Source organism: Paenibacillus sp. P5_B5, assembly GCF_056400365.1.
Genome location: NZ_JBFULK010000017.1, coordinates 1 through 12,912 on the forward strand (window position 1 = coordinate 1; position 12,912 = coordinate 12,912).

At 40.4% G+C, this 12,912-nt stretch carries 17 protein-coding genes; 12 read left to right on the plus strand and 5 right to left on the minus strand.

Annotation, left to right across the window (positions count from 1 at the left end):
- Positions 1-221: 221 nt before the first annotated feature.
- Positions 222-488, minus strand: a complete 267-nt coding sequence (locus AC1DOK_RS19640; protein ID WP_477556020.1) for a hypothetical protein — start codon at positions 486-488, stop codon at positions 222-224.
- Positions 489-759: 271 nt separating this feature from the next.
- Here AC1DOK_RS19640 and AC1DOK_RS19645 point away from each other — a divergent pair, with 271 nt between their 5' ends.
- Together AC1DOK_RS19645 and AC1DOK_RS19650 are read left to right on the plus strand one after the other, a co-directional pair.
- Positions 760-1,428, plus strand: a complete 669-nt coding sequence (locus AC1DOK_RS19645; RefSeq protein WP_477556021.1) for a tetratricopeptide repeat protein — start codon at positions 760-762, stop codon at positions 1,426-1,428.
- 273 nt (positions 1,429-1,701) lie between these two features.
- Complete coding sequence (locus AC1DOK_RS19650; protein WP_477556022.1) at positions 1,702-2,130, plus strand: DUF86 domain-containing protein; 429 nt, start codon at positions 1,702-1,704, stop codon at positions 2,128-2,130.
- Between the two features lie 154 nt (positions 2,131-2,284).
- Here the strand turns inward: AC1DOK_RS19650 and AC1DOK_RS19655 are convergent, their stop codons facing one another.
- Positions 2,285-2,938, minus strand: a complete 654-nt coding sequence (locus AC1DOK_RS19655; protein ID WP_477556023.1) for a bifunctional 4-hydroxy-2-oxoglutarate aldolase/2-dehydro-3-deoxy-phosphogluconate aldolase — start codon at positions 2,936-2,938, stop codon at positions 2,285-2,287.
- A gap of 173 nt (positions 2,939-3,111) precedes the next feature.
- On the opposite strand from AC1DOK_RS19655, the gene selD reads away from it, so the two are divergent.
- The 6 genes from selD (at position 3,112) to racE (ending at position 7,942) form a co-directional block, all read left to right on the plus strand.
- Positions 3,112-4,170: a selenide, water dikinase SelD gene (gene selD / locus AC1DOK_RS19660; protein ID WP_477556098.1), complete on the plus strand. Its 1,059-nt coding sequence runs from the start codon at positions 3,112-3,114 to the stop codon at positions 4,168-4,170.
- 26 nt (positions 4,171-4,196) lie between these two features.
- On the plus strand, positions 4,197-5,228 hold the full coding sequence (mnmH, locus tag AC1DOK_RS19665; protein WP_477556024.1) for a tRNA 2-selenouridine(34) synthase MnmH: 1,032 nt from the start codon (positions 4,197-4,199) through the stop codon (positions 5,226-5,228).
- Between the two features lie 262 nt (positions 5,229-5,490).
- The gene (locus AC1DOK_RS19670; protein ID WP_477556025.1) at positions 5,491-6,015 is read left to right on the plus strand and encodes a DUF948 domain-containing protein; all 525 of its coding nucleotides are present in this window, start codon (positions 5,491-5,493) and stop codon (positions 6,013-6,015) included.
- Between the two features lie 6 nt (positions 6,016-6,021).
- Entirely contained in the window at positions 6,022-6,372 is a 351-nt protein-coding gene (locus AC1DOK_RS19675; protein WP_477556026.1) for a YtxH domain-containing protein, read from the plus strand.
- Positions 6,373-6,621: 249 nt separating this feature from the next.
- Positions 6,622-7,017: a disulfide oxidoreductase gene (locus AC1DOK_RS19680; RefSeq protein WP_477556099.1), complete on the plus strand. Its 396-nt coding sequence runs from the start codon at positions 6,622-6,624 to the stop codon at positions 7,015-7,017.
- Positions 7,018-7,132: 115 nt separating this feature from the next.
- Entirely contained in the window at positions 7,133-7,942 is an 810-nt protein-coding gene (gene racE, locus AC1DOK_RS19685; RefSeq protein WP_477556027.1) for a glutamate racemase, read from the plus strand.
- A 106-nt stretch (positions 7,943-8,048) separates the two neighbouring features.
- Here the strand turns inward: racE and AC1DOK_RS19690 are convergent, their stop codons facing one another.
- Positions 8,049-8,483, minus strand: a complete 435-nt coding sequence (locus AC1DOK_RS19690) for a universal stress protein (protein ID WP_477556028.1) — start codon at positions 8,481-8,483, stop codon at positions 8,049-8,051.
- Between the two features lie 119 nt (positions 8,484-8,602).
- Here AC1DOK_RS19690 and AC1DOK_RS19695 point away from each other — a divergent pair, with 119 nt between their 5' ends.
- Together AC1DOK_RS19695 and AC1DOK_RS19700 are read left to right on the plus strand one after the other, a co-directional pair.
- On the plus strand, positions 8,603-9,499 hold the full coding sequence (locus AC1DOK_RS19695) for a M14 family metallopeptidase (protein WP_477556029.1): 897 nt from the start codon (positions 8,603-8,605) through the stop codon (positions 9,497-9,499).
- 76 nt (positions 9,500-9,575) lie between these two features.
- Entirely contained in the window at positions 9,576-9,797 is a 222-nt protein-coding gene (locus AC1DOK_RS19700; protein WP_477556030.1) for a hypothetical protein, read from the plus strand.
- A 120-nt stretch (positions 9,798-9,917) separates the two neighbouring features.
- Here AC1DOK_RS19700 and ytvI read toward each other — a convergent pair whose 3' ends face one another.
- Entirely contained in the window at positions 9,918-11,054 is a 1,137-nt protein-coding gene (ytvI, locus tag AC1DOK_RS19705) for a sporulation integral membrane protein YtvI (protein ID WP_477556031.1), read from the minus strand.
- A 256-nt stretch (positions 11,055-11,310) separates the two neighbouring features.
- Between ytvI and AC1DOK_RS19710 the strand changes: the two genes are divergently transcribed.
- Together AC1DOK_RS19710 and AC1DOK_RS19715 are read left to right on the plus strand one after the other, a co-directional pair.
- On the plus strand, positions 11,311-11,613 hold the full coding sequence (locus AC1DOK_RS19710; protein WP_477556032.1) for an iron-sulfur cluster assembly accessory protein: 303 nt from the start codon (positions 11,311-11,313) through the stop codon (positions 11,611-11,613).
- Complete coding sequence (locus tag AC1DOK_RS19715; RefSeq protein WP_477556033.1) at positions 11,613-11,834, plus strand: YuzB family protein; 222 nt, start codon at positions 11,613-11,615, stop codon at positions 11,832-11,834. The genes AC1DOK_RS19710 and AC1DOK_RS19715 overlap by 1 nt, the downstream gene beginning before the upstream one ends.
- 39 nt (positions 11,835-11,873) lie before the next feature.
- Here the strand turns inward: AC1DOK_RS19715 and AC1DOK_RS19720 are convergent, their stop codons facing one another.
- Positions 11,874-12,764, minus strand: coding sequence for a TIGR01777 family oxidoreductase (locus AC1DOK_RS19720; protein ID WP_477556034.1), 891 nt, complete (start codon positions 12,762-12,764; stop codon positions 11,874-11,876).
- Positions 12,765-12,912 lie beyond the last annotated feature (148 nt).

Here is a 12,912-nt window from a genome sequence, read left to right on the forward strand (position 1 = left end):
TTGACCGCCTTCAGTTTGAATTCTTCTGTATATGTTTGAAATGATTGTCCTTTTTTAGCCATAAAAATATCCCCTCCAAGAGTCACTCCCAACCCTCATGATAACATGACGGTTTTTTTTGAGTGTCTACTTAAAGGGGATAATACCACATCGAATTTATGCAAACGGCTTTTTTTATTAAGATCTTGAACTAGAGCATATTTCATTTTGATTAGATTTATTTACTTCGTAGTTGATTTAGATTGCTCCAGAAATTTTCGATCTTTGTTTTCCCATATCTTATTCGCAACAATAATACCAATTACGCTAAATACAAAAAAACGCATAAGGATATACATAGGTGTAATTACATCGTTAGATATAAGTTCAATAATTGAAAACAGAGCAGTAAACAATACACCACAGGCAATTATTCCATAACATACAATGAACCGGTTTCTTCCTTTATCTCGTATTTTGGCCCATCGTGCAGCTTGAACCTCATTCATAATGAATCCCCCAAATAGTATAAATTAGTTGTAACAGTAGATTTAATAGTCTAAGTATACATGAATAGCAATGTAAAAAACGAAGAATTATATGAATAATCATTGAATTACATAGGAGGCAACCAATCTGGACATTTCGGAGGTTGCTCTAATTTAAGAACTTTCCCGGGCTGATTTTCTCTGATATTATAGGCCATTGACTGACAATTTTGGTATACTTAAGTCTAAACTCCAAAAAGAGAAAACATGAATTATAGTGGGAGGGCTAAATTTGACTAAAATACTTGGATTCGGATTTTTGTGGTATCTATTTGGAAATCCATTTATCGCACTCATCATCCTATTGGTTATTTTATACTTTATTGATCGGAGATTTATCGGGCTTACACCGAGCTTAATACGTCCTTTTAAGGTTAGCAGAAATATAGCTCGACTCCGCCAAGAATTACGATTAAATCCGCATTTTACTTCAGGTAAGGTAGAGCTTGCAAGGTTGTTAATGGAAAAGAAGAAGTATCAAGAAGCGATTGGGTGGCTGGAGCAGACAAAAGAGCGAATGACAGATTCTGCTGATGTTCATGCTGATCTAGGGCTTTGTTATTTAAAGATCGGAGATTTGAAGCAAGGAGAAGTGATGATCAATCGTGCGCTTGAGCTAAATCCACGTGTGAAATATGGTGAGCCTTACTTACGACTCGGCGAGGCGTATGCTGCAACAGGTGAGCCAGCTAAAGCTTTTGCAATGCTTGACCAATTTCGTACCATGAACTCTTCTTCATGTGAAGCCTATTATCGTCTTGGACAGTTATATCAAACTCTTGATAAAGGGGATGAGGCGAAGAAGGCGTTCCAAGAAGTGAAGCAGGTTTATAAGAGTTTACCTAAATATTCTCGTCGCCAACAACGAAAGTGGGCACTGCTTGCAAGTTTTAAAGGATGATTTCAGGTTTTCAAATCGTAACGATTCATGAACATCTAAGGATGAGGGTTGACGCTATGCGTTTATAACGACTACACTGAAGAGTAGATTGTCAGAATCGGCATTATAAATAGAATTGTTAGAAAATGAAGGTGAATAGTTTTGAGCGAGAGTAGCGGCCTAAGTTTAGAATATGTCATGCAAGCCATTCTTCTAATTGTTATTGTTATCGTTTTTTTTGGTTGCATGATCCTTTGGACCAAAATACGCAAAAAAAGGAGACCCAAATAACTCATGTATTATGTGAACGAGCAACAAATCGCAACGCGTCTAGCATTTATTCCTACACTAATTGAAGCATGTTCGGCACTTAAGCAATCATGGGATAACAATCAAATTGTGGGGCAATTTGCCCAGGAACGCACCTTGCATTTAGCTATTGAAACCGTAACGGATGTTGGTAGCTTGATGATTGATGGATTCATCATGCGCGACGCTTCTTCCTATGAAGATATTATTGAGATTCTAGAAGGTGAACAGGTTTTTGATAAAGAGGTTGCAGCGGGGTTATTAAGACTGGTTCAGCTTCGGAGACCACTGGCACAGGATTTTACAGCATGGGAGCGAGCAGATTACCATCCGTTAATGGAAGAACTGCCAAGCTTGCTAAGTCAATTCGACAATGATGTACATGCATTCATCAAGAAAGAATTAGGACAGTAAGTTCTAGAATAATCGTAAATATTGAACACCGAGTAGAAGAATTCTCCCACTCGGTGTTTTTTGGTGTTAAAATGCATGATTCATTTTTGTAGTACGAATAGATCGGTGTGCTATACTAGTGAGCTAGTGTGAGCAAGTATGTGTTAGCGTTCTATCAAGCTTGGGCTTTCAAATAGGTTTGAATGGTTCCAGTTATACGTGAGGCTGTGTCGGTGATGGATTGATAGTGGCCTTGATCGATATCATTACGATTGAATAAGACGCCTCCAATTCCAAAACCATGACAACCTGCTTCCATAAATTCTGTAATGTTATCTTCACGGACACCACCAACAGCCAGCATGGGGACATCGGATAAAGGTCCTTGTAATTCTTTAATATATCTCGATCCAAGAATAGAAGTAGGGAACACCTTAATTGCTGTAGCGCCTGCTTTCCATGCACGGACGACCTCAGTTGGTGTCATAGCTCCAGGATAGATCGGAATCCCGCGATTAGAGGCATAACGGATAACATCTTCATCAACATTCGGTGTTACGAAGAATGAAGCTCCAGCTTCAATCGCTTTATGTGCATCATCCATATCAAGCACGGTGCCAGCACCGATAAACATCCGATCGCCTATCTTTTCTTGTAATTCGGTAATCATTGCAGTAGCACCTAGTGTATTGAGTGTGACTTCCATGATCGAGATGCCACCAGCAAGTAATGCTTCTGCGACAGATATAATGTGCTTAGGTTCAATTCCTCGCACAATAGCGATTGTCCGTGTTTGTTCCATTAGAGCAAGTCCTTGTTGAGTATTCATCGATGTATGTTCCTTTCTGTTATGGGAATTAATTTAAGTATGTGCTTATTCCTATTAAAAGTCTAGTCAACCATGATTCCGAGTGGACAAGTTCGAACAGCGGTCATACAATGAATAAGGTAGTTAATCTATGTTGCATAGCGAAAGGATGAATTATAGTGGACGAACAAAGAATGTCTGATCAAATAAAATTAACATCCCTGTCTAGCAAGGGTGGCTGTGGTTGTAAAATTGGGCCTGGTGAACTGATGGGGGTACTCAGTAAATTACCAAAGGGTGAACCTAATCCGAATTTACTTGTTGGCATCGATACAAGCGATGATGCTGGTGTTTATAAACTTACAGATGATATTGCTCTTGTACAAACAGTAGATTTCTTTACTCCAATTGTGGATGATCCTTATTCGTTTGGACAGGTTGCTGCGGCGAATGCACTTAGTGATGTGTATGCAATGGGTGGCAAACCACTAACCGTTCTTAATATTGTTGCTTTCCCGATCAAAAAGCTTGATAAATCAGTTCTAGCAGATATCTTGCGTGGTGCTGCGGATAAAGTACAAGAAGCCGGAGCGACGCTTGTTGGAGGCCATTCAATTGACGATAACGAGCCAAAGTTTGGGCTTGCTGTTACAGGGGTTATTCACCCGGACAAGGTACGCACGAATGCTGGGGCGAAGCCAGGTGATAAGCTGATCCTGACGAAGCCGATCGGTGTGGGTATTCTTACGACCTCGATCAAAAAAGATCTGCTGAGCGAGGAAGAAGTTGCGCGGGTCACGAACGTTATGACCACGCTGAACAAAGCTGCGGCCGAAGTAATGGCAAATTACGACGTGCATGCATGCACGGACATAACTGGCTTCGGCCTGCTTGGTCATACCGCTGAGATGGCTAAAGGCAGCGGAATGGGAATTCGCGTTAGCGCTGATTTGGTGCCGGTACTTCCTCGCGTCCGCGAGCTAGCAGAAGCAGGTAATGTACCAGGCGGCACCAAGAACAATCACGCGCACGTAGCAGACTGCGTCACCTTCGCACCTTCCATTGATCAGATTGGCCAATGGATTCTGTGTGATGCGGTGACGAGCGGTGGGCTGCTCATGGCAGCAGCCCCAGAGAACGCTGACGCCTTGCTCGCTGCGCTGCATACGGCAGGCGTCGACGCACGGATGATCGGTGAAGTTGTTACCGATCATCCTGGTCATATCCTTGTGGCGGATGCGACACGCGAATAAATCCACCTAAGGGGTGTCATAAACAGATGTTTCAAGATATAACGCTCGAAGAATTATTCGAGATGCGTAAAGCTGATAAGCTACAAATGATAGATGTACGCTCTCCAAGTGAATGGGCAGAGTTTACGATTCCTGGAAGCATCAATATTCCATTCTTTGATGATGCAGAGCGCGAGGAAATAGGCACACTTTACAAGCAGGTATCGGTTCAGCAAGCTAAGGAACGCGGACTCGAGATTATGTCTGCGAAGCTACCATCATTTGTCAAGCAATTTGCAGAAATACCTGAACGCAAAGTAGTGTTCTGCTGGCGAGGTGGAATGCGCAGTAAAACGACGGCCACAGTGCTTTCCCTGATGGGGATTCACGTATATCGCCTTAGTGGTGGTATACGCACTTATCGACAATGGGTTTTGTCTACTCTTGAACAGTTTCATTTTAAGCCAAAATGTATTGTACTAAGTGGGCATACAGGAACGGGTAAGACGAAGATATTACATGCACTTGCCGAGCAGGGCTACCCCGTTATTGATTTAGAGCAGCTTGCAGGTCATCGTGGCTCCATATTCGGTGGTATTGGCTTAGTATCGAATAATCAGAAGGCTTTTGAATCCCTATTACTCGAAGAACTGCTCAAGTGGAATGATTCGCCTTATGTACTTGTCGAAGCCGAAAGTAAGCGGATTGGTAAAGTTGTGCTTCCTCCATTCCTTGTTGAAGCCAAAGCCAAAGGAACTCAAATTCAAATTGAGCTGCCTATTGCTGTGCGAGTGGAGAACATAATGGAGGACTATCAACCGAATAAGCATGAAGAAGCTTGCTTAGAGGCGTTCCAGTTTATTCAGAAACGAATCCATACACCGATCGCTTTACAAATCGAGCAAGCACTAAGAACGAAGCGATTTGATGAAGCGATTGAGCTGCTACTTCAATATTATTATGATTCACGCTATGAATTTGCTGGACAGCAATATGACACTACTAAAGTAGAATGTCAGGCGAATAATGTCGAAGAGGCTGTTACACAAATCAAATCACATCTACAAGTACTGACCTAATGATATGATCTGTTATTAATAATGCATCATGATAAGATCTCAAATAGATAATGAATGTTGTTCAAGATAGCTTGATCTCTAAGCACCTGGATTGTTTCTGTAGACAATCCGGGTGTTTTTTTTATTTAAAACGAGTGTCAAAACACTTACCTGTTACTTATACTGTATTATCTTCTAGGCGTTCGCCTAGACTGTAGCCTTAAAATGTTTAGTGTGTTATTGCAGCTTAACTAAGATTCTGAGGTATGGGAGGTGTCTGAGAGTGAGTTGGTATGAAATAAGTGCGGTTAGTGCTGCTTTAGCTTTCGTTGTACTTGTGATTTATCTCATCTGGACGCTACAAAGGGCCAAAGCGCTGATGCGTAAGATGGATGCGTCGCTAACACAAATCACGCATACGCTTGATGAAACTGCTAGACTTTCGAGGCAACTCATGCGGGCAATGCGAGGTATGCTCGATGATTTGCATGTAAAATTGCGCCAGATGCAAGGTGTATACGATACGATTGTGGACCTTGGTCAATCTTTAAATGGAATCGCAGCACTTGTACGAAGGTCTAGTGATTTCCTGATGAAGTTTGCTGGTGATAAAGCAGAAGATAAAGCGAGCGCTCAATCCTCTAAGCAGAAGCAGTCGTCAAGCACTCAGTCAGACTCTTCATTCTCAGAATCAAGTACGGTGACAGACTGGCTGCAGGTAGGTCTAGATTGTATGAGGCGAGTACAAGAGTTCTATCGCAAGCAAGGTCGAACTAACGAACATGCTGAACGAAATACGAAGGAGTGATCTGAAATGGAAAAACGTAATGTGAAAACCTTTATGATTGGATCTTTGATTGGTGGAGTTGTGGGAGCTGTCACAGCATTATTATTTGCGCCGAAGTCAGGGAGTGAGCTTAGGTCTGATATTGCAGAAGGTTATCAAGTTGTAAGTGACAAGACACAAGAAATTGCTCGTAACATAGGTACTCAAACAACAGAATTCATTCATAAAGCCAAAGAAGTAGCTAGTCAAGTAGTAGAAGGTGCGCGTTCTTGGCAAACAGAGGATTCCGATGACATAGAAGAGAAGGTAGCTACGATTGCTTCAAGAATTGTAGCTGAAGAAGAAGAGGAACAAGAACTCGTACTTACGTCAAAATAAATGTATAATGAAGATAATCATAGCAGACTGCCGTATGAGATTCATGTGGCAGTCTGGATTTTGTGATACAGGATTACAGGATTTAGTTCGCTTAAGCTTATTTAATTCTGAATATCACGTCAAGATACGCATCCGTCCAATAATAGGGCGATCGAGGCTGTTTCTTCTTGTATTTGTATCTGTATCTGTATTTGATGGGGAGTGTTCTTGGTGAGTAGAGGTTGGAAACAGTTTTTTTTACAGAATGGTATGCTGATGTCTTGGGTTGTTGCATTGGTTGCTATGCTAGGAAGCTTGTATTTTTCCGAAGTAATGCATTATGAACCCTGCAAATTATGCTGGTATCAACGAATATTGATGTACCCGCTTGTGTTACTGTTAACAATTTCAATCATACGTAAAGATAATCATCAATATCATTACATACTGCCATTCTCAATAATTGGATTTGGTGTTTCTAGTTATCATTATTTATTACAGAAGACGGATTTGTTCAAATCTGTAAGTAATGGTTGTGGGCTTGTTCCTTGCGATTCGGACTATATTAATTGGTTAGGATTTATTACGATTCCCTTACTTGCCTGGACAGCCTTCCTCCTAATTACGATCATTCAAATTTTCGTGTGGAGAGCTGCTCGAAAATAAGAATTGGATTGTCATTATAAAGTCATATTTGGTATAATTGGTACGTTTTCACCATATTCTTCATATTCTAACGAGTGTATTAGACCTGATTTCATTGTAAAGGAAGCGTGTATTAGTGCAGCAAGCAATAGCCATTCTTGACTCCGGTGTCGGAGGATTAACTGTTGTAAAAGAAGTCATGCGTCAGCTTCCCCAAGAGAAGATCATCTACTTCGGTGATACCGCACGAGCACCATATGGTCCTAGAAATCCGGAAGAAGTGAAATTGTTTACGACACAAATTGTAGATTATTTACTGAATTTTAATCCCAAAATGATTGTAATTGCTTGTAATACTGCAGCAGCTGTTGCTTTAGAGCATATTCGTCAGCGCGTCTCAATTCCTGTCATCGCTGTTATTACACCAGGTGCCAGAGCTGCAATTAAGACGACAAGAAGCGGTAAGGTAGGCGTTATCGGTACAGAAGGAACCATTCGAAGCGGAGCTTATGATAAAGCGCTCAAAATGATTTCGCCTAATATTGAAATATATTCACATGCCTGCCCAGCTCTAGTACCTATGGTAGAACATGGTGAATTCTCTGGGGATAAGGCCTATCAAACTGTGGAACAATCCTTGAATTGTTTAATGGATTCGCCAATCGATTGTTTAATTCTGGGTTGTACACATTACCCCTTCTTGGTGGATGTTATCGCGGAAGTGATGGGGCCTGATGTAGCGCTCATCTCCTCTGCAGATGAAACCGCACGTGAGATTTCGACAGTGTTATATCATAACAGCTTGCTTGCGTCGACTGATCAAGAACCTATACATCATTTTTTCTGCTCAGGAGAACCAGGTATATTTAAGCAAATCACCGAGTCGTGGCTACAGGATCAAATATACGGTAAACCAGTTGTATGGCAAGTTCCAAGCTTTGTATAAATTCAAAAACTAAAAACCGGATCCTAGGATCCGGTTATTTTGCATATAGTGGTAATGTATAAGAAACAGAAATCGTTTCTACAAGATAAGAAGGTTGAATTCAGTATTACTTAGCAATAAGAACTGGAATCTTTGCATGCTGTACAACGTTATGACTAACGCTTCCTAAGAAAAATTCGCGAATACCGCCAAGTCCTCTGCTACCGATCACGATTAAATCGCAGTTGTTAGAATCTGCAAATTCTAAAACGGATTCAGCAGCTCCACCTTCAAGTAAGCTTACATTGACACGAATTGATAATTCAGCAACAATCTGTTTAGCTTCCTCAATAACTTTCTCCGCTGATTGATAATAATCATCACGAATGTAGATTGGCGTATTGATCATTGCCTCACCAATTACAAAGTTAGGGAATTGTAATACGTGTACAATTTCTAGTGTAGCATTAGGGCTAACTTCCGTTAAAGCAATAGCCTTATCTAAAGCTTGACGAGATGCTTTGGAACCATCGTATGCAACAAGAATTTTCTGGAATAACATCTAGAATCACCTCTTGTGAAAGATTTCTTTATGACTTTATTATACCATGTTAATTTGGATATAGAAAACTTTGAATATTTGATCATGTGAATAATTACTAGCTTGAGAGGGGTTTTGCTATGATACTTCATGATTCAGACAAATATGACTTTCGATATTTACTCTCCCATCAATCCGAGCTAATTACCAAATTCCCTATGTTACAAGTAGAAGAGATTGGACAAAGTGTATTAGGTAGGTCAATTCTAGCTTTGAAAATAGGTGAAGGTGATCGCAAGATCCACGTTAATGCTTCGTTTCATGCAAATGAATGGATTACATCGGCCTTATTAATGAAATTCCTAGAAGACTATCTACATGCTTATGTAGAAGGTGAATGCTTGTATGATTATCACATTCCAACCTTATTCCAAAGGAACACGCTTTGGATCATTCCAATGGTAAATCCAGATGGTGTAGATCTGGTCTTACAAGGAATTGAATCTGTTCAAGACCAAGGTCGAATAGATCAATTGCTGCAGTGGAATGATCATTCGGAAGATTTTAACCAGTGGAAAGCAAATATTCGTGGTGTGGACTTAAATGATCAGTTTCCTGCCTATTGGGAAACAGAATGTGAACGTCGACTAGTTGAGGGTCCATCGAGCAGAGATTTTGGTGGTGAAGCGCCTCTCACTGAGCCTGAAGCACAGGCTTTAGCTGCTTTTACTATAAAGCAGGATTTTGATCTTGTTATGGCACTCCATACACAGGGCGAAGAGATCTATTGGAATTATCGAGACTTGGAGCCCTCTAACGCAGAAGCAATTGCCGAACGTCTCGCGACTGTTAGTGGTTATGAAGCGATCAAGTTAACGGGTAGTGATGCTGGTTATAAGGATTGGTTCATACAAGAGCTGCGGCGGCCTGGCTTTACGATTGAGCTAGGAAATGGTGTAAATCCGTTGCCGATAACTGATTTTTCTGCTATCTATCCTAAAATGGCACGTATACTGCTTGAGGGATTGTCTTTATAAAGAAGTTGACTCCCTGATGAACGCTTTGTAAACCTTCTCATATAGTGTAAGAGCAGGTTTATCAGGGGGAATGAGTATGGCTGGCAAAAGTACGAAGGGTAGTGCCAAGAGCACCAAGAGGAAGAAGGATTTACCTAACGGTCGTATCCAATATGTAATGAGACTTGTGGAGTCCTCTACTTGCGAAGTGTGTAAGACACCGTGTACTAGAGGTTTGAATTATTTAGCGAAAATGAACGAGCCTGGAGCAATTGGTCATGGTGTTCCTTGTATTCTGACACGTAAAGCCATTACCTAGCCATTGCTAAGCAATGAGTAGACAGCGTAGTCAGCGTAGACAGGGGGCGGACATCATACGATGTCTGCCCCCTGTTACTGGATTTACTCATATGGATGGAAAGTTGCTACACTTGCATAGTTATTCATCATCTGATTTTGGATTTTGATTTAATTGGTCAATAGGATAATCTTCAACAGGCATATGAATCCAGCTTTGTAAATATCCCTGATCATATAATGCCTTGACTAGAATAATGATGACAGGCGATAAGATAACGCCCATGAATCCAAATAAGGATAGCGAGATGATCATAGCCGATAACATCGTAAAGGCAGAGACACCTAATGACTCTCCGGTAATTTTAGGTTCAAGAATTTGTCTGACGATAAGAACTAGCGCAAGAATAGCAGTGAGCCATATTGCAAAAACCGTGTCACCAACGATGAAGGAATAGGTGATCCAAGGGATAAAGAACGCTGATACCCCGAGTAGAGGCAATACGTCTACAATACCGCATATGAGAGCAAGGGTAAATGCGTTCTTGACACCTAATATCAACAAGCTAATAAAGACGATCCCAAATGTGAGGGAGACGAGCTTAATCTGTGATTTTATGTATGTTACAATACCTTTAATTACGTTTACTCGAAGAAACTCAAAAGCTTTCTTAAAAGTGGACGGTGTTTTTTCATTTGCTAAGCGTTTCCATGTACTAATTTCTACAGAAAGGAAGAACGCGAGAATAAGTGCCATTCCAAGATTAAACAGTGTGCTCATTAAAGTGCCTGAGATAAAAGTCAATGAAGTCACTAAGCCCTTAAATAAAGCTCCGATTAATGTCATTAATTTAGAAGTAATATTTTGCGTGAATTCTTGAACTTTAGCTAAGATTTCAGGTGAAAGTGCGTCGATTTCGGTTTCAAGAAATAGGATCGCTTGGTTAATGTTATCTTGAAGCGTATCTGTATAATGGGGTAAGTTATCAAGAAATCCTAAAATTTGCTGTGTGAAAATAACCCCAGAAGCAGCGAGTACACCTGCAACAACAAGTATGAATAGTAAGGCTGAGATCGTGGTTGCAATGATTTTCTTGAATCCACGTTTGTTCAGAAACCGGGCAAATGGTTCAATGAGCATGAAAATAATGAATCCCCAAAATATGGGTTTTGCAATCCCGTAAATATAGCTAAAAAGCAGCATGAATAAATATCCAGTAATGAATAATAATGCAATGTCAAAAATAGTTCTGGAGTATTTCTTGTAAAAAGGTAACATGAACGCACCATACCTTCCAAATATAAGATATACTTAATAGTAATGAAAAAGAAGAAAAATGTAAAATTCGATTATGTAGAGGAAGTCGTTAGATCATTCACAGGATGAGCTTGTAGCAATAGAACAGATTCTATTTGATACGAATTTGACTTGTAGATTAGAAGAATTGCACGTTATTCTTATCTTTGGTTGATTTTAGCGGCATCTTTCTTTACAATAAGACATGAAATTCATTTATCAGGAGAGATGTTGAACCATGAAATGCAAAATTTCCCGCAGTGCTGCTAAAATGCTACGTATGGAACTAGATAAAGAAGAAAATAATGGACTCATGGTACGTGTAGCAATTGGACAAAAACATGGTGATCATGCACATTATGCCCTTGGTTTAGATGATCAGACTGAAACAGACTTTGTTGCACAAACCGAGCAAGGAATCGATGTATTACTTGATAAGAATGAGCCTCTATTGGACGGGATTCGAATCGATTACTTCTTTATTCCAGAAGAAGGATTTATGATTACGAACCCAAGTAAAGGTAACCACGGAGATCACTAATGGCTAATGATATCCGAATTTGTGATGAGTGCAAGCATATTAAACTCAAAACCATGTTGCCTAAACTCAAGGAAATGGCACCCGATGCCGAAATAAAAGTCGGATGCAAATCATATTGTGGTCCATGCTCGAGATTCGCCTTTATTTTTATTAATGGACGCTATATTACTGGTAAAACGGAAGATGAAGCAATCCTAAAAGCAAGTAAATATGTAAAATAAACAGTCCTAGCATTAAAGGACTGTTTTTTCTGTGAACATTTATGGATATAAGTCTCTCAATGCTTTGTCTAGATGGGGATAACGAAACTCATATCCGTGATCTAGCAATACTTGAGGGAGTACTCGTTGACCATCAAGTAATAGCGTGGACAATTCACCGAATAATAGTTTAAATACAAACGAGGGAATTGGGAATAGATTTGGCTTATGGAGAACCTCAGCTAATGTTCTGCCAAACTCTGCATTACGGACGGGACTCGGCGCAGTTGCGTTAACCGGTCCTGAGATGTCGCTATTACGTATACAGTAGTCAATCAGACCTACCATATCATCAATATGAATCCAGGACATCCATTGACGTCCTGAGCCAATTTTGCCGCCTACAAACAGCTTATAGGGAAGTGCCATTGTAGGAAATGCTCCTCCATCCAAACCTAGGACAATGCCAACTCGAATCTTGACGATTCTAGTATGTTGAATTGAATCAGCTGCTTGTTCCCACTCCTTAACTACGGAAGATAAGAAATCCCCTACATTTGCAGGTGAATATTCATCGTAAGTATCGGTTTCTGAGATGCCATAAATTGACATACCCGAAGCATTAACAACGACTTCTGGCTTATGTTCAAGACGATCAACGATCGCAGCAATCGCAGATGCACTAGTAAGCCTAGATTGCACTATGCGTTCTTTGGCTTGATCTGACCAGCGCTGGTTGATTGATTCACCTGCTAAGTTAATGATAGCGTGAACGCCTTCCAGTTGAGCTGGGTTATTGCTTAGTGAATCCCAAGTTAGCGTTGTTGTCCCTTCTATAACCTGCCCTGTTGAAGTACGCGAGATAAGCATAACTTCATCGCCCTCTTTTAAATAAAAGGAAGCTAAGTGCTTTCCAATGAAGCCCGTTCCTCCAGTAATAGCAATTTTCATGGATAACCCTCCAAATCGATCGTATACGGAATTATTCATTCAATCGTTGCTTAGGATAATATATAGGTGAATTTTACCATAAACACATGATATAGTAACTCTAGTTAGTTGTTCATCCGGCTCAAGCTGTGGATCTAGTTGTGGAGGA